This window comes from Companilactobacillus sp. y65-5, from assembly GCF_057541095.1.
On sequence record NZ_BAAJOA010000001.1, the window covers coordinates 200,624 to 222,704 of the forward strand.

15 protein-coding genes are annotated in these 22,081 nt (G+C 35.8%); 8 read left to right on the plus strand and 7 right to left on the minus strand.

Going from position 1 to position 22,081, the window contains the following annotated elements; genetic code table 11:
• Nucleotides 1-756: 756 nt before the first annotated feature.
• Nucleotides 757-1,377 (plus strand): TetR/AcrR family transcriptional regulator, encoded by a 621-nt coding sequence (locus AC27FM_RS01100; RefSeq protein ID WP_487085369.1) that lies wholly within the window; start codon nt 757-759, stop codon nt 1,375-1,377.
• Here the strand turns inward: AC27FM_RS01100 and AC27FM_RS01105 are convergent.
• From AC27FM_RS01105 to lepB, 3 genes are all read right to left on the minus strand, one after another.
• Complete coding sequence (locus AC27FM_RS01105) at nt 1,367-2,251, minus strand: helix-turn-helix domain-containing protein (RefSeq protein WP_487085370.1); 885 nt, start codon at nt 2,249-2,251, stop codon at nt 1,367-1,369. The two genes, AC27FM_RS01100 and AC27FM_RS01105, sit on opposite strands and share 11 nt — an antisense overlap.
• 287 nt (nt 2,252-2,538) lie before the next feature.
• The gene (locus tag AC27FM_RS01110; protein WP_487085371.1) at nt 2,539-2,724 is read right to left on the minus strand and encodes an LBP_cg2779 family protein; all 186 of its coding nucleotides are present in this window, start codon (nt 2,722-2,724) and stop codon (nt 2,539-2,541) included.
• Between the two features lie 61 nt (nt 2,725-2,785).
• Nucleotides 2,786-3,448: a signal peptidase I gene (gene lepB / locus AC27FM_RS01115; RefSeq protein ID WP_487085373.1), complete on the minus strand. Its 663-nt coding sequence runs from the start codon at nt 3,446-3,448 to the stop codon at nt 2,786-2,788.
• Between the two features lie 152 nt (nt 3,449-3,600).
• Between lepB and AC27FM_RS01120 the strand changes: the two genes are divergently transcribed.
• The 4 genes from AC27FM_RS01120 (at nt 3,601) to AC27FM_RS01135 (ending at nt 7,831) form a co-directional block, all read left to right on the plus strand.
• The gene (locus AC27FM_RS01120; RefSeq protein WP_487085374.1) at nt 3,601-4,632 is read left to right on the plus strand and encodes an acyltransferase; all 1,032 of its coding nucleotides are present in this window, start codon (nt 3,601-3,603) and stop codon (nt 4,630-4,632) included.
• A 10-nt stretch (nt 4,633-4,642) separates the two neighbouring features.
• Entirely contained in the window at nt 4,643-5,404 is a 762-nt protein-coding gene (locus AC27FM_RS01125) for a hypothetical protein (protein WP_487085376.1), read from the plus strand.
• A gap of 96 nt (nt 5,405-5,500) precedes the next feature.
• Nucleotides 5,501-6,472, plus strand: a complete 972-nt coding sequence (locus AC27FM_RS01130; protein ID WP_487085378.1) for a hypothetical protein — start codon at nt 5,501-5,503, stop codon at nt 6,470-6,472.
• A gap of 6 nt (nt 6,473-6,478) precedes the next feature.
• Nucleotides 6,479-7,831: an RsmF rRNA methyltransferase first C-terminal domain-containing protein gene (locus tag AC27FM_RS01135; protein WP_487085380.1), complete on the plus strand. Its 1,353-nt coding sequence runs from the start codon at nt 6,479-6,481 to the stop codon at nt 7,829-7,831.
• Here AC27FM_RS01135 and fni read toward each other — a convergent pair.
• The 4 genes from fni to mvk are packed head-to-tail and all read right to left on the minus strand — an operon-like array spanning nt 7,820 to nt 11,885.
• Nucleotides 7,820-8,869, minus strand: a complete 1,050-nt coding sequence (gene fni / locus AC27FM_RS01140; RefSeq protein WP_487085382.1) for a type 2 isopentenyl-diphosphate Delta-isomerase — start codon at nt 8,867-8,869, stop codon at nt 7,820-7,822. The genes AC27FM_RS01135 and fni overlap by 12 nt on opposite strands.
• A complete protein-coding gene (locus AC27FM_RS01145) occupies nt 8,862-9,941 on the minus strand; it encodes a phosphomevalonate kinase (protein WP_487085384.1) in 1,080 nt (359 codons plus the stop codon). The genes fni and AC27FM_RS01145 overlap by 8 nt, the downstream gene beginning before the upstream one ends.
• 26 nt (nt 9,942-9,967) lie before the next feature.
• Nucleotides 9,968-10,933, minus strand: a complete 966-nt coding sequence (mvaD, locus tag AC27FM_RS01150) for a diphosphomevalonate decarboxylase (protein WP_487085386.1) — start codon at nt 10,931-10,933, stop codon at nt 9,968-9,970.
• Complete coding sequence (gene mvk, locus AC27FM_RS01155) at nt 10,926-11,885, minus strand: mevalonate kinase (protein WP_487085388.1); 960 nt, start codon at nt 11,883-11,885, stop codon at nt 10,926-10,928. Before mvk ends, mvaD begins: the two co-directional genes overlap by 8 nt.
• A 101-nt stretch (nt 11,886-11,986) precedes the next feature.
• Between mvk and AC27FM_RS01160 the strand changes: the two genes are divergently transcribed.
• From AC27FM_RS01160 to AC27FM_RS01170, 3 genes are read left to right on the plus strand one after another with little or no spacing between them, the layout of a single operon-like run.
• Entirely contained in the window at nt 11,987-15,535 is a 3,549-nt protein-coding gene (locus AC27FM_RS01160; protein WP_487085390.1) for a PD-(D/E)XK nuclease family protein, read from the plus strand.
• Nucleotides 15,528-19,196: a helicase-exonuclease AddAB subunit AddA gene (gene addA / locus AC27FM_RS01165; protein WP_487085392.1), complete on the plus strand. Its 3,669-nt coding sequence runs from the start codon at nt 15,528-15,530 to the stop codon at nt 19,194-19,196. Before AC27FM_RS01160 ends, addA begins: the two co-directional genes overlap by 8 nt.
• Before the next feature lie 17 nt (nt 19,197-19,213).
• Entirely contained in the window at nt 19,214-22,018 is a 2,805-nt protein-coding gene (locus AC27FM_RS01170) for a helicase C-terminal domain-containing protein (RefSeq protein ID WP_487085394.1), read from the plus strand.
• Nucleotides 22,019-22,081 lie beyond the last annotated feature (63 nt).

Sequence of the window (22,081 nt, forward strand, 5' to 3'; positions counted from 1 at the left end):
TGTCTTTGGCGCTGCGACTATTTATAACTGGATCAATAGTGCTATATAGGGTGAAGGAATTCGACAATTTTCTACCGTACAGAAATGTCGACTTCCTTCACCCTAGAGGTCGATCAAATCACATTGATTTATTTAAAATATTTTCCTAGTTTGATAAGCCAGAGTATCGATTAGTTCGATAGATAGCAACGAGTCTGAATTCTTAACATCAACACGCCGCAAAGACACAGTGTTGCTTTTAAATGTTTAAGATCAACTGTAAAACTACAATTTTTAGTTAAAACAACGTTATGTATGGTAGTGGTAAAATTTAATAAATTGGAAATAATTTATGAGACGAGATCAGTGTTTACAAGAACGGGTAGCTTGGTAATCGTACTGTAAAAGTGATACATGAAACTGTGGCTTATTCGATAATAAGTGGTCCATGCTTTAATAAAATGGATCTAGACATCTTAATTATTGAGGATCACATGATAATCAAGATTAATATTCATTGTAACAATAGTATTAGCAAAGCTGATTTACCATGTCTGAATCAATACAATTCCATACCAGAGTTAATATTGATATTATCATGGACCTATGTACTATTAGTGTTATGGTATTTTTTGAGCTTTGTTTCATTTCAAGGTACGACATGGTATAATTTTCTTAAATAAACAGATAGTTGTTTTAAATAAAAACCGGTACATTAGCGAGAACGTGGTATTATTTAATAATAGACACATTGTTGTATTAAGAGAGGTAAACAATATGCAACGACTTACAAAAACTGATGAGAAAATAAAAAAATCCTTCATCGAGTTGATGAAGGATAAAGGATTTCAAAAATTGACTGTTAGTGATATCACTACTAAAGCGCAGATCAACCGTAGCACGTTTTATTCTCACTATGAAGATAAGTATGCGTTAGAGAAGCACTTTGAAGATATCGTCCTGACTGAATTGAGTGACCAATTGAATGAAAAATTGGATTCAACGATGCAGTGTCAAGATATGAAACAGGGGCTTGAATCGTATCCTGTGATCAATATGATCGTTGATTATATTGAAACTGAATTCGAATTGGTCAAAGTATTGATGTCTAATAGTGAGTCAACCTTTGAAAAACGAGTCAAGGATGTTTTATATCAAGTGGTGGATCAGGGGTTGTATTTAGCCAAGGGAAATCAAAAAATGGTTGATCAGATTCCGAATGATTATGCATATGAAATCGTAGTCTCTGGAATTCTGGCTACTATTAAGTTTTGGATTTTTAAGGACGAACCTGAGGATAAGAAGACAATCGTGGATATCATTACGAAGACACGTTACTTGAGTCCATATGATCTATTAGGTGTGGATGCTCAATTTGGAAAGACGATTAAGGTTTAATTTTGAGCTCGTTGATATTATTATCACTCATCAGACTTTTGATATCTTCTAGGAGCACCTTATTGTCGTTGTAATCAGCAAATGCTACTGAAGTGGTCAATGCATGGCTTAGTCGATTGTAATCAACTGGAGAGGCACTCAATTCATTTCTAGCTGTTATGAAGTACAAAGTATCGATAAATTCAGCGCTAAAATACTGTCGAAATTTATTTAATCCTAAATCTATCAAAAAATCACTTTGTCGAATCTTTTGGCGATCCGTATACCATTTTGCGATTCGAGTAATCATCAATTGATAATAATAAAATTCATCACGAGATTTCACGACGATATTGTCGACATTAGTATATGCCAAATCATAATAATAATTAGCCTTAACTTGTTGATTTTTATTTGAATATATAAATCCTAATTCCGCATAAATGATAGTTCCCCAAAATGTCTTTCGGTTATTCAGCAATTCAAGTGAATAATTTAATTGGAAAATAGCATCATCTGAATCTTGTTTGAATTCAGATAGCAATGCTAATAAAAAATGGAGATGTGCTTTCTCAGATGAGGGAAGGGCATCTTCTTTAATTTCTGAAATGATTGTTTCTACAGAAGCCATTTTTTTATGCTGAATAGCTTGATCCATAGATTTTAGTTTATCCAGAAATAAGTTGCTGGAGGGTAGGGAAGAGAACTCAGAAAAGATGTCATCTAAGGTTAAGTGTAACTTTTGACAAATAGAAATCAGAACATTTATCGATGGTGAAATATTTTGATTTTCCATCTTACTGATGATGGCCTGAGTACAAATTCCATCTGCTAATTCAGATTGATTTAAATTTAATTGATTACGTTGTTCACGTATAACTTGTCCTAAAAGCATGATTTACCTCTATCTAATATTATTTAAAAGAATAATTAGAATTAAATATTATATGTATATTACTTATAGTAATATTACTACACAAATTTGGCAAACTAATCAACTTGATATTCATTTTGCTTTTTATACGTCAACTATTCTAATGCTAAATCATCACCAGTTACGCTAACTAAATTACTATTTGAATTACTGTCTCATATTTTAGTACATGAAACTATACAAGATACAGCTAATAGAAAATCAGAACAAAAAAAATAGCAGATCGTAAGATCTGCCATTCATCCAAATTATTGATGCAATTTGATATATTCTTGGATAATTTTTTTCTCTTCAGCAGTAGGTTCATAATCGCCAGATTTGAGATTATGAATGCGCTCAACTGATAAATGACTTTCAAAAGCGAATTGAGTGTCATTCATATTTTTGTCACGTTCAAATTGAATAATTGATTCAGCTATACTTGGTTTGTCCATAAATAAATAACCTCCGATAAGTCCATAATATCATTTTAGACTTAATTTATTGAGTATATTTTTAGAATGTTGACCATTTTGTCAGTGGCCAGTAACGCCATTTAACTTCACCGACGATTGCTTTTTTGTTGATGAAACCAATGATACGACTATCTTTTGAAACAGTTCTGTGATCTCCCATTACGAAATAGGAACCAGCTGGTACTTTGTTGGTCTTTTCTATCTTGTTCAAGGTAGAAGTGCTGTATCTTTGTTGCCATTCTGGGGCAGTTTTGGCTAACTGGCTCAAAGTAAAGTTGTATGTGTAACTGTATGACTTACCAGCGTAAATACTCGTATCAGGTTCTTTTAATTTAGAACCAGCATCTAAGAAGCTCTCGTCAATTTTCTTTCCGTTAACATACATCTTATTATTTTTTGAAGTAACAGTGTCGCCAGGTAGACCGATAATTCTCTTAATATAAAAAGAACCGGGCTCATCAGGAGCTTTCAATACAACTACATCCCCACGTGACAAGCTTGTGTGTCTAACGGCAATTAATTTTTCGCCATTTTCAAATGTCGGCTGCATCGATGGTCCAGAAACCTTATCATTTGAAAACACAAACTGCATCAGCAAGAAAAATACTGCATAAATCGCAACCGTCAAAGCAATAGTCTGCAGCCAAAACTTCCAGCCACTTTCTTCTTTTTCAGGCCTTCGTCTTGTATTATTTCTATTCATAATTCACCTCATACATGTACTAACTAGAATATTACACTTTTTCGTAATTATTGGAAATAATTGTGTGATTTTCACAGCAATTTTTATCAATTTGTCTACCAAACGTATTGTATAATTAAAAAAGTCATATTTTTGTAATAGGAGGTGAGGATTTGCGAAGTAGAGTAGTGTATTGGGATTTAATCAGAGTCGTGGCCATGCTTGGCGTGATCATGAACCATGCGACTGCCAACGCTTTAGCCAGGATTCCAACGACTGAAAGTTGGAGCTTGGCTAGTTTAATGATCTGTATCGTTACTCCAGCAGTTCCATTGTTCTTCATGTTGAGTGGCTCAACCATACTCGGTAGTAATAAAACATACAGTTTAAAATACTTATTTACTCATCGACTATTTAGAATCATCGTTCCATTCATACTTTGGTCATTCCTTACAATTATCTTTTTCCAATTGATAGATGACAACCACTTGGATTGGAACTTGATTGGCGATTCTATGAGAATGATCTTCCATAAGCCAACGCTTGAAGCATACTGGTTCATGTACCCGCTGATAGCATTTTACTTAATATCGCCTCTACTAAAGTCAATGGTCGACCACATAGATTTAAAAATTTTAGATTATGCAATTATTTTATGGTTTATTACAAACTTTCTTTTACCCACCTTATCTCAGACGTTGCCAAGTCCATATGGAAAGATGTTAGATGTTTTTGGAATGGGCAGTCTAATGTTCTTGTCTAAGTCATTAGGATATTTCTTATTGGGATATCGCTTATCATTAGTTAAAAATAATCCTATTACACCACTTAATAACATTTTATTTAGTTTTATTATTTTAGTACTGATGTTTTTCGTGAATTATTTAAATTTTGAATACAAAAATATTGATATACCAATAATTGGATATGCTCCAGCCGTTTTAACGCCACTTCTAGCAAGTTTTAATTATTTATTTTTTAAGCAAATTGGTAGTACTGTGTCTCGTAAAAAGTCTAAAATACTAACTTATATAGCTCCATTATCGTATGGAGTTTACTTAATTCATGGAATTGGTATTCGAGTAGCTCAAGAATTTTTGAAAGATAATAATTTTATCGCCATTTTTGCGGTCGCAACATTTTTATCAATCATCGTAATTTGGGTGCTCAGCAAAATCCCATTGATCAATAAATTGTTAACCTAGAGGAGATTTTATGACATATATCAATAGTTTACGTGAGGACATTCAGACTTTACCACACGGTGAAATTTTTAACGCTAGGGTCAACTTCATGGAGCATGCCTGTAATGCGTTGAGTCAAAACGATGTTCCGAAGTATCATTTTCCTCAATTTCAGTTAAGCGAAAAGGAAATCGGTTATTACATGGAGCATAATATCAGCCTAGACGAAATTGCTTTTCAAACCATGTCAGCTAATTTAAATAAATTTGACCATGATTTAGGCGAATTTAGAACTTATTTACAGACTAGATTCGGATATTGGGCCACTATTACCCAAGATTTTATGAAATTGTGGGCAGATGAATTCGGAGATGCAAAATACTTGGAGATCATGGCTGGAAATGGTTATATTTCAAAAGAATTATGTGATTTAGGTAAAATATCGATCTGTACCGATGATAAGAGTTGGTCTAAACGGAGTAGGACGGGGCACGAGCCACTTCTCGATATTGAAAATTTAGATGCACTCACCGCTATTGATAAGTATCATGAGGATGTGGACTATGTGATTCTAGCTTGGAGTCCCGATCGTGACGACATAGATAATCAAGTTCTTCAAAAAGTCCGCGAGTATGGTCTCATGTTGATATGCATTGGTGAAAAATACGGTGCTACTAACAGCAAAGAGTTTTGGGATAACGCTGAATTTGTCGACTCTGAATCCATTGACAAGCTAAATAATTTATATTCACGTTATGATTTAGTTCACGATGAAGTTTATTTGATCAAATAGCAAAAAACACTCAATCAAAAATGACTGAGTGTTTTTTAGACTAGTAGTGTAAAATAAGATATCAGATATAAAACGTGTAATTATAGGTGAGTATTAATGAAAAAAATTATTTCTAGTATTATTATCTTGATCGTGGTGTTATTGACCGGAGTGTCAATTTCAAAAAGCGATTCTATTAAATACAATAATACGATGAATCGATTAGGTATGAGTGATAATGCAATAGTATTGCGGACTAATTCTAAAAAGTCACTGATCAGTGCTGTCAAAGACTTGGACAAACAAAAACTTACGAGTTATCAAATTATTTTCTTTGATCAAGACAACAGTGACTTTGGCTATATTTATAGTCACAAAAAGGCTAATAAAATTCCAGTGACTTCGGGTCGATACTTCTCACAAAGTGATTTCTCATCTCAAATACCATTTGCGGTACAGGGGAAGAACTCTGATATTGAGAATTTTAAACCTCAAAGTCAAGAATATATCAAAGTCAGGAATCGATATGTTTCTGTAATCGGAAATATTGGATTCAATGGGGCTGATATTCTCAATAGTCAAACGTTAGTTTCGCTCTCACCAAATCAACCACAGATAAAAACGAAGCTATCTAGCGTAATAACCGTTCTAGATGGTAAGGCACTTAACTCTAAGGAGAGTTTGGCAGCAATCAAAAAGAGTTTACATGTGACTAGTTCGCACAGATATAGCCCACAGAGTGATGATTTCGGCAGTGTTCAAACCAATAATAATGGCGAACTATATATGGTTGGGATCATCTTGCTATTCGTGCTAGCTATCGCCATGGAATTCTATATCCTGATTCCGCTACGTTTTGATTTGAGTAGATCATCGTTAACTGGTGATTTGAAGAATAATTATCGTAATGGACTATTATTAAGATATTTGGTATACACATTAGTTCCATATGCGATCGGATATGCATTCGTCAGTTGGAGAATCGTTATTATCAGTCATCATACGTTCAATATGTTTATGACTAGTTCGATCATAATTGCTATTTTGATAGGACTGTATCAAATATTTTTTGTTAAAAAGGTGGATTAATATTTTATGAACGTTGATTTAAGCGCAGATTTCAAAGATAAATATCGTCAATTAATGGGAGATAGAGCGGAAAAAATTTTTGCGGCGATCGAAACAAAAAGCCGTAACTCTTTTCGACTCAATCCACTTAAACCAAACTATAAACTGGTCAATGTGAATCTTGATCAACCGATCCCTTATAGCGAGATTGGTTACTATGGGGATATTGACGGTAATTCTATCGATCATCAGGCTGGTTACTTGTACAGTCAAGAACCTAGTGCCATGTATGTGGCAGAGGTTCTAGATCCACACAAGTCAGATAGAGTACTCGACTTGTGTGCAGCCCCCGGCAGTAAAACGACGTATATTGCTACAAAAATGGACTCTCAGGGGCTATTAGTCACTAACGAGATAAATAACAAGCGTGCTAGAGTTTTGTCCTCTAACATCGAAAGAATGGGCATAACAAATGCGATTGTGACCAACAATTCCCCTAAAGATTTTGAAAAAAGATTTGAAGATTATTTCGATCGAATCTTAGTCGATGCACCTTGTTCTGGTGAGGGGATGTTTCGTAAAGATCCTGAATCAGTTAAGTATTGGTCACTAGATTATGTCGAACAATGTGCTAATCGCCAACGTCATATTTTGGATTCGGCTTATAAGTTATTAAAACCAGGTGGAACTTTAGTTTATTCGACCTGTACCTTTTCTCCGGAAGAAAATGAAGAAAATATCGATTATTTTGTAAAACAACATGAAGATATCAATATTGAAGGCATCAAAAAATACCCTGGTATGGAAGATGGCAAACCAGTGTGGGGGAATGATAATCCAGAGCTGACTAAAGCACTGAGAATGTTTCCAGATACCTTTGAAGGCGAAGGACATTTCATCTGTAAAATGACTAAGTCTGGAACTGCTTCTAAAGAACGTATCAAAAATATTTCTACCGGCGTCGGTAAAGACGAAGTTCAATTAGTTAATAAATTTTCGAAAGCAAACTTATCCTCGCTCACTGACAGGAGCTGGTTGAAAGTCAGTGACTTCTTGTATCAGTCAGCTAGCCTCGACAATCGTTTTAAAACACTTCACGTGCTGCGTAATGGTCTCAAATTAGGTGAATTCAAAAAAAATAGATTTGAACCAGATATCGCATGGATATTGGCAATCAAACCTAATGAGTTAAAAGCTATTTATAAGTTAAGTGATGAACAATTTGAAACGTACATGCACGGGGAATCAATTATCTTAGACCAAAAACCTGAATTTGGTAACAAATGGATCGGTCTTAGCTATCAAGATAAATTATTCAGTTGGGGAAGATACAGTAATAACCAGATAAAGAACGTCTATCCCAAAGGATTAAGAAGGTAGTCTGATCATTCTTTGATTAGCATAATTTACTATGTTCTCATCAAAAACGATGGGGGCTTTTTTGATGTCTTCAATATTCTTAACACCTAATAATGCCATGATAATTTGAATTTGTTTAGCAAAACTTTCGAAAAATAAAGTTGCTTCTTCAAGTGAATACTTTTGTAGGTGATGTAGGACTAATCCAGACATGCCTACAGCAGTAGCCCCCATCTTGATTGCTTTGACGACGTCCATTGGTGTGCGAATACCACCTGAAGCAAAGATAGTAGTTTCGTCTAAAAATGGCTGTGCTTCGAGCATGGATTCGACGGTTGACATTGAGAATTGATCCAGATAGGTTAAGTCAATTTCATGATTCCTAGCACTTTCGATTTGAGCGAAATCTGTTCCACCAAAACCAGAAACGTCAATATATTTAACGCCAACGTCAATTAGTTTTTGAATGGTTTCTTTGGAAATACCAAAACCAACTTCTTTTACAATTACAGGTACATCAATTTTTTTAACGATTTCTTGGATATTATCTAGCCAGAAGAATTCTTTATCACCTTCAGGCATAGCCAATTCTTGGATAACGTTTAGATGGACTTGTAATGCATCAGCGGTTAATAGATCGATTGCCTGCTGTGCTTGTTGTGCGTTAGCTTTGGCAGAAACGTTGGCGATCACGAACCCTTCAGGATTGAATTCCCGTAGAGGTGTGAAAGTGTCTTTTGTCTCGGGGATACGTAAATAGACACCCATCGACCCACTGGACACAGGAATATCTAATTTATTAGCAAGTTGAGCCAAACCCATATTAAAACGAGCGGATTGTTTAGATCCGCCTGTTATTGCATTGAAATAAAATGGGAGACTGAATTTTGTTCCAAAAATATTTGTACTCAAATCTATATCACGATAATTTAACTCAGGTACAGCGTCGTGCAACAATCTGACGCTATCGAAGTCAGCATACGCTTCATCTGTAAAATATTTTTCAGCTAAAAATAAATGTTCAACTTTACGTTGAATTTGTTCGTCCTGCTTAGGCATTAGCTATGATTTCTCCAATTTTTAAAGATAGGGGAGTGATTCCAACTTTTTCCCATTCTTGCTTTAGTTTTTCTAGTTTGAGCTGGTGATCACTGATAACAATTCCGCAGTCACCGCCACCAGCACCGGAAGTTTTGGCAGCACCACCGAGTTTTTCTGCGATATCACACAATTGAGAAAGCATTTCAGTTTCGATGTGTACGTCACTGAAGTCAGCTAGATCAGCTAATAGAGTACGATATTTACTGATCATATCTTTTATTATTTCAGCATTACTTTCTTTGAATCCTTCGATCAAGTTGTCGACATTCTTACGACTTGATTTTAGAAAATTTTGATATTTATCGACTTTTTGAGCCTTAGTCAAAGCGATTCGATCGACGAGAATTGAAGTCGAAGCAGGACTGCCCGTCCATCCGACAGTTAATTCAAGATTCTTAGGTAGTGTGAGTGTTTCAATCTTTAACTCTGGCCAATCTAGTTGTAAGAGCTTAGTTAGGCTGTGATTTCTGATCATGTTGAATACCCAGTTACGATCAGGTGATTGGTATGCGACGATACCACCGAAGGCGCTAGCTGCAATGTCGCCCAAACTACCGTTACCTTGAACTGAAAGGTGAGCGATAGCTGATAATTTATAGACATCCATAGCTGATAAGTTCATTCGATAAAAATCACCAAGTGTTTTGACAACCGCAACCGTAACAGCAGCTGATGAACCTAGGCCGTATTTTTTACCATCCTTAGAGTCAAGTTCACTAGTCACCAACAAATCGTAATAGTCTAGTCTAATATTCTTCTCTAGAGCGTATTTTTCGACAAAATTAATGGCCGCCAGGATGTATTGAAGTTGACTCTCAGTATCGTCAAAAACAAGTTCCGTTCCTTGCCGGTCCCAATGAATTAGTTCTTTATTAAGATTCTTTGATTGAATGGTTCCGCCATCCACTGACTTAGTTATATGAGCAGTGACGTACTGATCAACCGATGCAATAACAGCAGGAAATCCAGTTTCAACGACTGCATATTCTCCTGCTAAATACAATTTTCCAGGTGCTTTTCCCGTAGACAAAATATCATACCTTTCAATAATAAAAATCAGATGTATTGTATACCATTACCAATGTTTGCGACAACAGTAGTAACAGCGGGTAAGTTATCTTTGATGTACTTTTGAACTTGAGTCGCAGACTCTTTCGTACAAATAACCTTAACATTTGGTCCAGCATCAACCGTGATATAGGCAAAAATGCCATCTTGTCGCAATTCTTTGACAAGTTGCATGATACGGATCGTTTCTGGAGCAAAGTAGGTAAATGATGGATCAGCTGAAAGCGTCAATGCGTGCATGCTCATAGCATTGTGCTCTGATAACTCGCCGATTTTTTGAACATCTTTTTGAGCAATAGCTTGCTTAATTTCGTTAATCTCTGAAGACACTAGTGTAACCCAATTATCATAAAAAGGGGAGGTTTTTACACTTCTTTCCATTCCAGATGTACTTGAGATCTTCTTAGTGTCTTGACTGATAACAACCGATAATAATGATAAATCAACATCAGGGTGTTCATCAATAGGTACAGCGTAAGAGGTATCGTTATCCGTTCCTGCTATCCATTCAACGAAGCCACCATAAATCGATCTAGTTGCTGATCCAGAGCCATTTCGAGCTAAGATAGACAATTCTCTTTTATTGAGACGCAAGTTCATAGTTTCGTTGACCGATGCTGCCAAGGCCGCAAATCCAGATGCCGACGAAGCGAATCCAGCGGAAGTGGGAACGTGATTGATCGACTTAACTAATAAATGTTCGTCAAAGTCAAAGTATTTCCTTGTAAAATCCAAGTATTGAACTATTCGTTTATTCTGGACATCATCCAATAATTTTCCGTTCAAATAAATCAAATCTTTTTTATCAGCGATTACAGAAGATTTCGTATCCGTATAAAAGCGATCCAGTGTTAAGGAAAGACTATTAGTATAAGGCAGTTTAAGCTGTTTATCTTTTTTTCCCCAATATTTTATTAATGCAATATTTGTGTAAGCTCGAGCTGTTTTAGTCACCGTCTGATTCCTCCGAATAAATAGAAAGTGGTTGAAGCCAAGTTTGATGAGCACCTGATTTGATCAGCGCTTTTTGAATCATTTCAGCACTAGTTAGATTTCTGGCCAGACTAATAATACATCCGCCACGACCACCGCCCGTGATCTTGCTTCCAAGAGCACCAGCGCTGTTAGCTGATTCGATCAATTGATCCGTTTTAGGAATCGAAAGATTTAGTTTTGCTAGCAGTTCATTTGCTTGATCAAAAGTTTGTCCTAATGTTTTTAAACGGTTGTCATTAAATGATAATCGAGTTAAATTGGTACATTTTCCTAATTGTTTGAGGATGTTACCAATCGTGATTGGATCGTTGTCATACATTTTTTTAACATCTGAGACGGTTTCTTTGGTTTTTCCTTTGACGCCTGAATCAGCGATAACTAAGAAGCCATCAGTTTTAAATGTAAAGTAATTGACCGGAGATTTTTGACTAAATTGAACTGGGGCATTGGAGATGACGGTCAAAGCATCAAGTCCAGAGGCTTTTCCGTGTGTTACAGTTTCAGATTTGTTAACATAATCAACTAAAGTTTCGTGATTAAGTGTAATATTAAAGAGATCAAAAAATGCTCTGGTGATCGCAGTACCGATCGCGGCTGACGATCCTAGTCCTCGCTCTATTGGAAGACTACTTTCGATGCTGATATTGTAATTGATTTTGTTAGTATTCAATTCATTATCTAATAGGTTAATCAAGTATTTGACGCCGGATAATGAATTTGGAAGATCGATGATCTTACCAACATAATATTTTGATGACAACATTCCTGCTTTATCGCCATTTATTTCATTTATGCGGACGATAACTGGAATACTTATCAAAGGGATGGCAATCGCTGGGTAGCCGTAAACAACGGCATGTTCACCCATAATAATAGTTTTTCCATGGCTTTTTCCGATTCCTTTAAGCAATTTATCCACCTCAGTTTCCCTAAACTTATATTTTATACATCTCAAGCTTCGATTTCCACTAGATTACTTTAATCATGCTAGATTTTTTAAGGAGAATGATTATGACATTAAATTTTGTACTTGGTAAAAATCAATTTGACCATCAAAAAAAAATAATGGAATTATTTAAAAAAGACTATCAAAAAAATCCTAATGGACAATTTTTCTTCTTAGTTCCTAATCATATTAAGTTTGAATCCGAAATCAATATGTTAAAAGAACTAGGACAGGATGGCTCTGATAATAATGAACTTATCGCTACTAGCAACGTACAGAGTTTTTCATTGTCTCGACTAGCTTGGTATTTTTTACGTGGTCAAAGTATTTATAACACTGATTCCTTAACGGAAACTAAATCAGCAATGTTATTACGTAATATTATTTTACAACATAAATCGGAATTAAAAATATTTTCTGGTATGGTCGGCAAGCCGGGGTTTATAGATCAATTGGCTACACAGTTCACCGAACTGTTAAACGGGCAGGTTGAACCTGACGATCTAGAGACCGTTCTAGCTCATGACGACCCCGAAGTATTCACTGATAAAATTCAAGAGTTAGATATTATTTATCAAGATTATTTTAACCAGATTCAATCACTGGCAACTAATACATTTCAATTGGATGCGCTCAGTAAGTTTTTCGATGAGGATTTACATACACAAAATTATTATTTTTATGTCTCCGGTTTCTCGTCATTCACCGCTGCTGAGTACAATTTGATAAGATCGATGATTTTAAACTGTCGTAGTATCACAATTTCTTTTGTATTAGCGCAACCAGCATTGAATATGGATCAGGTCGATGATTTTTATTATCGACCAGCCAACACGTATCATCAGTTGTATCAAGCTGCTAAGTCGGGTCAGATAGAGTTTCACAATTATTTTGCCGACGAAGCACGTGTTTCTGAGGATATTAGTAAGCTGGAAGACTATTGGATTCAATCGAGTTCATACAATGAATCGATTCAAGCATCAACTTTGCGCGATAAAAACTCCGTTCAAGTTTGGAAATGTACTGATAAACAAACAGAAATATCAGCTGTTAGTACGTACGTACGTCAGCTAGTCGCCAACAGGGGTTATCGCTACAAAGATTTTTTGATTTTAAGCAGGGATTTGAACCAATACAGCTCATTTATTGAATCGTTCATGGAAAACAATGAAGTTCCATGCTTTATCGATATTCAGAAAAAGATGACAGATCATCCCTTCAAAAAATTAATTGATTTGTTGTTCGACTGGGAGAATCACGGATTACAAAGCTCCGATGTTATTGCATTACTGAGGACTGAATTACTAATTCCTGATGATTTCACGGAAACTAACATGGCTATTTTCCGTGAAGCGGTCGACTTAACCGAAAACTACGTTCTCGCTAATGGAGTTACTAGAAAGGCATGGTTGGGTAAGGATTTTGCTGCTAACGTTGATTTGAATGAAGCTGACGATGCCGAAAAAATTCATAGCTATCAATTAATGAATGCGATAAAAAACTATGTTGCCGGATTATATCAAGAGTTAGAAACTTTTTTTCAAGATCCGCATACAACTATTGATGCAGCAACATTCTTATACAATTTTTTGGATAACCATGGCGTCTTTCAAAGGTTGATCGATTGGCAAAAACAAGCTACGGAGCAAAAAGATTTATCGCAAGCTGACCAGCCGCAACAAATTGTTGGTAAGTTCAACGAGATATTAGATGAGTACGTGACTGTTTTTAGGGATGAGGAATTTGATAGCAATGATTTTATTGAGATCCTTGATGCCGGTTTCGAAACGGCAACGTATTCACAAGTTCCATCGACCTTGGATGCTGTTAGTATTTCTGAAATCGGTATGATTCAGCCGAATGATCGTCAAATAACGATCATTATTGGTGCTACTTCTAACAATATGCCGGGAGCATCAGTATCTAATAATATTATTTCAGATGATGAACGTCAGGTCATTTCCGACTCACTGAGTGACGGGAAGTACCTCAAGGATTCAGATGAAATTGTCAATAATTCGGAACCATTTTTGCATGACATCGTATATACAACGGCTAGTGAACGTTTGATTTTTACATATCCTAATTTTGCCGATGACAACAAACAACAAGAATTATCCAGTTACGTGAATCGGATAGTAAAACACTTCGATTTACCAGAACAAGATATATTATTGAATCCCGATTCTAAAAATACTGATGAAAGTGAGATTCTGAGATATGTTGGCTCCAAGACTTCAAGTCTTAATTATTTGATTCGAGTCTCAAGAGCAGCACTGGATAATAAAATCGGCTTGTCTAGTCAGTGGAACTATATCCGTAATCGCTTGCTGAACGACGCTCCTGAGCAGACAAATTTTGTTTTGGACTCATTAAAATATCAAAATGTCCCACACGCTTTGAATCCTCTGACGGTCGAAAAACTCTACGGAAATAATTTAAATGTTTCTATCTCAAGATTAGAGACGTTTTATCAAAACGAATATCAGTATTTCTTGAAATACGGATTACGGCTCAAACCGCGCCAGTTATTTGAAATCACACCAGCACAAACTGGCTCATTGTTCCATGCCGTGTTGGACGGATTGGTCAAATTTTTTAACGACAATCAAGATGATTCGATTGATAAAATCGCTGACGATAAGTTACTAGAAGTAGTCAATGATATTTTTAATGAAAAAATCGAGTACTCTGAGAATAAGATATTTAATTCTTCAGCGCGGATGGGTTTCATAGCCATGCAGATCAAAAAAGTCTTATTCCAATTAGCACTGGCCATGAATCGACAGTCGAAACGTGACAAGTTCATTCCTCGTGCTTCTGAAGTAACCTTTGGACGTTTAGATGATAAACAAGATCTGAATGGTTTGTCATTCAAGGTTGCAGACGATCATTGGATAAATGTACGAGGTAAGATCGATCGAATAGATGAGCGGATTATTGATGATATTGGTTATTTTGCAATCATCGACTACAAGTCCAGCAATCGAGATTTTGATTTTTCTAAGTTCCTAGAAGGTTTAACGATGCAGATGCCAACGTACTTAGAAAGTCTGAATCAAAACTTAAATCAAGATTTTGACATACTGAACTTCAATGATCCTAAAATCGAAAAAAGAATTGCGGGGGCATTTTATTCACACATTTTTAATCCCCAATTAAAATTATCAACTGGTACCATCACTGATTTAGACTTGTTAAAGGAATTCAAACTCAAAGGGTTGATCTTAGATGATGAGAATCTTATCAAAAATATTGACACTGGACTTAAGAGTGGGAGTTCACCAATAGTTCCCATTAAAAATACGGCTAAAAATGGGTTCACCGGTATGCCAGAAAGTGTTCTCGACCAAAAAGAATTTGAGAAAGTTTTGACTTATAATCGATTTTTGATCACTAGTGCTGGTAAAAAAATCTATTCTGGTAAATTGGAGCTGAATCCATATCGTGACTCCAGTCAGGTGACAGCATTACAATACAGTGACTACAATTCGATTTTTCAGTTCGATGCAATGTTACCAGAAAATAATTATCATGAAATCATAAAGTATAAAAAATTAGATGTTTTAAAACGAATCGATGAAATTTTGGAGGAGGGTGCAAAAGATGCCTAAGTGGACCGATGATCAAGTAAAAGCGATTTATCATCACGGACATGACATTCTAGTCTCAGCCGCGGCTGGTTCTGGTAAAACAACTATCTTGATCGAACGAATCATTGAAATGCTGAAAGGTGGCGAGAACGTCGATAACTTGTTAGTCGCAACTTTTACTGATGCAGCCACTAAAGAAATGAAAGATCGACTGATTGCCCGAATCAAAGAAATGCTGACGGATAAAGAATTGGATCAAAGTACCCACGAACATCTGCAACGACAAGTATTCAAAATACCTATCGCTAATATCAGTACACTTCATTCTTTTTGTACGAGTGTCATCAAGAAATTTTATTACGTGATCGACCTTGATCCTAGTTTCAGGTTGATCAGTGATGATGTAGAAAAGTCAATGCTACAGGAGCAGGCGTTTGATAATGTTAGAAATAAGTATTATGACAAGAATGACTTAGACTTTTTGAGATTGACCGAAAATTTTTCCAACGATCGTAGCGATGATGGGTTAACCAAAGTCATTTTTAAACTTTATGATTTTGCCATCACCAATGCCAAAACTGACGAATGGTTAGATGGTTTAAGTTCGGCGTACAGAGTAACTGCGCCACTGGATCAAACTGATTTTTATCAGACAAGATTTTTGCCTCGGATCATGAATTCACTCGATAAAGTTATTTCGATGTCTAAGGGAGCAATTCATAGTGCACAGGACGATGAACTAGGGGCATTGTATATTCAATCCTTTGAGGAAATGATTGCCCAAGTTCAACAATTGAAAGAGACCGCTAAGGATCAAACGTTTGATGAGTTGAGAGCAAGTATCGGCAGTATTACATTCACATCGGTGCCAAGGGTGCTCAAGAAACAAAAAGAAGATAAAGACTTAGCAGTCTTTAATTATGTTCGAGGTGTCAAAGACGACATTAAAGATAATTTAGTTAGTTTGAACAAAAATTATTTTATTCAAAACGAAGCTGATACTGTAATAACAATGAATAATGCAGCCGAAATCATTGATAAATTAGTAGAAGTTGAGCACAGATTCATGAAAGAATTTGCCAGAATCAAGCTCACGAATCACTCGCTTGATTTTAATGACTTGGAGCATAAGGCGGTTGAAATTTTATCAACTAGTATTGATGATAAAAAAATCGCCTTGGATTATTACCAGAATAGGTTCCATGAGATCATGATCGACGAGTATCAAGATGTTAATGCCATGCAGGAAAATATTATTCAACTGATGTCTAATGACGACAATCACATCTTTATGGTTGGGGACATTAAACAGTCGATTTATGGATTCCGTCAAGCAGCACCTTATATCTTTGCTCATAAATATGAAGAGTTTCAAAAAGATGACAACTCTGATGAACTGATCAATTTATCTAAGAATTTCCGTTCATCAGCTTCAGTTGACGAATTTGTAAATCATATTTTCAGAAGAGTCTTCGATCGCTCGATCGGTGATATTGATTATGACGAAAATTCTGAACTAGTTGTAGGGACTGATTTTCCAGAAGAAACTGATACTACTAATGAAATGTATATATTAACCAGTGACATGGCTAATCAAGTAACTAGGCGTCAATCACAGATTGAATTTGCGGCTAAACGCATCAAAAAACTAATAGATTCTAACTTTCAAATTTATGATAATAAGCACAAGGAATATCGTGCCTTGAAATATTCTGACATTGCTATATTGTCTAGAACTAAGTCCTATAACACTGACTTGATTTCATATTTTGCGAAGGCAGAGATTCCAGTTATGGTCACGGATGCACAAAATTACTTCCAAACTACTGAATTACAAATTATGATAGCGATGTTACAAATAATCGATAATCCCCGTCAAGATATTCCGTTAGTGGCAGTATTGCGTTCACCGATCACAGGATTAAATGAAGAAGAATTATCACAGATACGTCTGACGGACAAGAGTGATGACTACTACACAGCTATGAAGCTATACGTTGCTGACGAAAGCAGTGACGGTAAATTGGTAGAACGTATCAAGTCATTTTTTATTCAGCTAGAAACGTATCGTGATTTTGCCAATAAAAACAGTATTGCCAGATTGATTTGGAAAATTTATCAAGAAACCGGTATTTTAGAATATGTTTCAGGGATGCCAGGTGGTAAGCAACGTGCGGCCAATCTTCATGCACTCTATCAGCGTGCTAGTGGATATGAAGAAACAAATTTCAAGGGATTGCATGCTTTTATTGATTTCATTCAGCGGATGGAAAAAATGGACAAAGATCTGTCCCAACCCAGCAGCATTGAAGTAGTAGATGATACGGTCCAAGTTATGACAGTTCATGCAAGTAAGGGATTGGAATTCCCAATCATCATCTACTTGGATCTTAGTCATAATTTCAATACCGATGATTATCAAGGAAGTACTCTATACGATGCCAGTTATGGACTAGGTATCAACTTGTTAGAGAATGGGACACAGAATGCTCCTGAGACTAGTGATTTCTTAAATGATGATACGATCATCTCTGTCCCAACCATCCCTAAGGCTCTGATATCAGAGAAGAAAAAAATCGCCACGATTTCTGAAGAAATGCGACTGATGTATGTGGCTTTGACACGTGCAAAACAAAAACTGATTCTGATTGGATTTGAGAAGAAACCAGACAAAATATTTAGTAAGTGGGATGGTACGTTGCTTAATGATGATGGTGTTATCGACGAAGCTTCTCGCTTAGGTGCTGTTTCATTTCAAGATTTGATTGGAATGAGTACTCTGTCGGATCGAGACCGCAAGTTAAATGGTGATGAAAAATTCGATAATCCGGATGCCCATGTCGAATTAGAAGTTATCAACTACCAAAAGCCAGAAGTGAAGAGTACAAGTGGTAAAGTTATTCGATTAGCGAATGTACAGCCTTCACAGTTATTCCGTAATACAGTTGACAACTTCTTGAATCTCAAGTATCAACATCAAGAAGCGGTTGAGACGACGGCTTACCAATCGGTTTCTGAAATCAAAGGACTATTCGCTGACCCAGATGCCGACCAAATGGCAACTGATCTCTTGTCAGGCAGTGGCAAGTACATCCAGGATAGTTTTTCTAAGCCGAAGTTCTTGTCTGCAACCAAGTCGGTCTCAGCAGCTGAAGTCGGAAGTGCGACGCATTTGTTGCTCCAAAAAATTAATATTGAGCAAATGCCAACAATGGAATCATTTGCTGAGTTATTAAATAATTCCATTGTCGATGGAACGATCGATGAGAATGTCGGTAAACGAATTGATTTACAACAGCTGGTGGATTTTTATCAAAGTGACTTGGGACAATTCATTGTTCAGCATCATGAGAGCGTATCAAGGGAATTTCCATTCTCGGTTCTCATGCCTGCAAGCAGACTGTTTAAAAATACAGAAAAAAATGATTCCAGTGATGATAAGATATTGGTTCATGGTATTATTGATGGAGTGATTGAGTTGGAAGATAGTATAATTATTTTTGATTACAAAACAGATAATGTTAATCAAAAAAATATCGATCAAACCATCGAGGAATATTCTGGTCAATTGAACTTATACGCTCAAGCGATTTCAGTTATTCGTCATAAGCCGGTCGCAAGTAAGTATCTATACTTCTTAAAAATTAATCAGGCAGTAAACTTAAGTAAAAATATTAACTAGATTAGTGGTGAACTATATTGAAAAATTCCTACGCTGTTGTTGACCTTGAGACAACTAATGCTAATTGGCGTGACAACGGGCGTATTATTCAATTTGGCTGCGCACTTATAGAAGATGGTGAAATCGTCAAGATCTATAATCAAAAGATCAATCCACAAGTACCGATTCCTAGTCGGATTACGGCTCTGACGGGATTAAGTGATGAAGATGTTTGTGATTCACCTACTTTTGAAGAAATAGCACCAAAGATTTTTAAATTATTAAAAAATAAGATATTTATTGCTCACAACGTTAATTTTGATTTTACGTTTTTAAATCGTGAATTTAAGAGGATCGGAATGAACGAATTGAATATCAAGGCGATTGATACAGTCGAATTATCTCAAATCTTATTTCCAACTATCAGCAGTTATAAACTGCAGGATTTAACAGATTATCTAAGTATCCAACATGATAATCCGCACAGCGCTGATAGTGATGCTTTAGTGACCGCAAAACTTTTTTTGGTAATCATCAAACGACTTCAAGAATTACCGACCGAAACTTTAAAATTACTTGAAAAGTTCGGTAAGGACACGATCAGAGATACCAATATGGTTTTTAAAGAAGTTGCCAATGAGGCTGAGGGTAGAAATAATGTTCTACCAGAATATCTCTATGAACGTAATGGATTAATTCTCCGTAAAAAAGATCTACATGTCAGTGAGACCATTGATCGTAGTGCAAAATATCCCGTTTCTAAGACTGAAAAACAAAATAAGCTTGCTGGAGTCTTGGATTATCGAGAAAATCAAGCCAAGCTTATGGATGACATCTATCAAGCTAGCCAGCATCGAAATAAACAAAAAAAATGGAATTTAATTGAAGCTCCGACTGGTTCCGGTAAAACTTTAGGCTACTTATTGCCGTTATCTTATGTTGTCAACAATAATCAAAAGCTGATCATTGCAACAACTACTAAGGTTCTTCAGCAGCAAATAATCGATCAATCGATTCCCTTGTTGAACCAAGTAACTGACAATAATTTCCATGCGGAAGTAGTTAAGAGCAGCTATAACTTTATCGACTTGGATAGGTTCTATGAGGCCTTAGATAATTACCGTATGCACAGCCATACAGCTATTTTGAAGATGAAGATCATTGTCTGGCTAACGATGACGACAACTGGAGATCTGAGTGAACTTCATTTGACCAATTACAGTAGCCCGCTATTTACAATCATTCGACATCGTGGTGAACAAAAAGAAAGAACTCTATTCAGTCAAGATGACTTTTGGATGTTCCAACAAAACCGTTACCAAGAGTCAATGATCTTGGTCACCAATCAATCATACTTAGCCCGTAATACTGATAGTAATATTTGGGGCGATAATTCATACTTAGTGATCGATGAAGCCAATCATTTTGCTAATAGCTTACGAGATGTTGCCTCACCAAGTGTTGATTTCTTAAAATTAAATGAATTTATCAAAAAGATCAGTGATATTTTGTATCAAAATCGAGTTACACTTCGATATGCGTTCACTGAAGTGACTACTCAACTGTGGAATTATCAAGATCTGCAAGATATGGAAAATCATTTTCAAGTTATCAATGAATTGACCGAACGCGTAGAGTTCAATATTTTTGAAAACTATGTTCAGGATAATGTATCATTCAAGAATCGAGAACAGTTTGTATCAATTGTTGATAGCAAGCAGAGTTTCGGTAAGGACAATCCTGATTTGATTGAATTAATGTCTGACTTGATAGTGGAACTGTCTTTGGTCGTCAATCGGGTGGATACGTTGTTCGATCAATACAATTTCCAGAAGAATTTCATCTCAGTTGAATTATCAAAGATAATCTCTAATTTGATTATCGAAAATAGTAAACTACGTAAAATTCTGGGAAATATTGATGAATTATTACAATCATTACAGGAACAAAAACAAGAATTCGGTGTTGAATTAGAAATGCGTGACTATTACGAGCCTAATACGCTCAAAATCAGTTGGCGGCAATTTGACATTAAGAGTTTGATCGACCAAGTTACTGATAGATTTAGCCAAATATTTGCGATCGGTGCAGCAATTACGATCCAAAAGGATTTTTCTCATTTCATAATGGATCTTCAACTTGATTCGGAACAAATTAACCAAATGAGAATATTACCAGATACCAATAATATGGCAGAGAATAGTAAGATATTCTTGCCTTCTGATGTACCTGACATGTTCTCGCTCGATGAGGATGAGTACTTTGATATGGTCACTCATTATATTGTTGAAGTATTAGATAATTTAGATCACCAAACGATGATCTTATTCAATTCTCTCAATACACTGAGCAACGTCTACGATCGTTTGATGAAGACGGATGTTAAGGAAAAATGGGAAATTCTGGCCCAAGGTGTTTCAGGAACTAATGAGAAAATAAAAAAACGTTTTGCGATCGGTAAGCGCTCAGTTTTACTTGGCGCAAATTCATTTTGGGAGGGTGTAGACTTTCCTAAGAAGATGCTGGAAATTTTAATCGTGACTAGGATACCGTTTGAATCACCAGAACAACCTGACGTGAAGATTCGTCAAGATATTTTGCGTGAACGCGGATTGAATATTTTTAAGTCAGATGCTTTACCAAGGGCTATTTTACAGTTGAGACAAGGTCTCGGTAGATTGGTGAGAAGTCCTGAGGATAAAGGTGTTATTTTGTTGCTGGACAATCGTATTTTGACTAAAAATTACGGTAAAGAAATACTAGATTCACTACCATCAGGCCTACAAGTAGTTGACGAAAATATCGATTTAATTAAAAAAGATATAAATGAGTTTTTGAATTAAGTAAAAAGTTGATATACTATTATTGCTGTACTATATTCAGTTGACTAAAGTAAAGGAAGAATT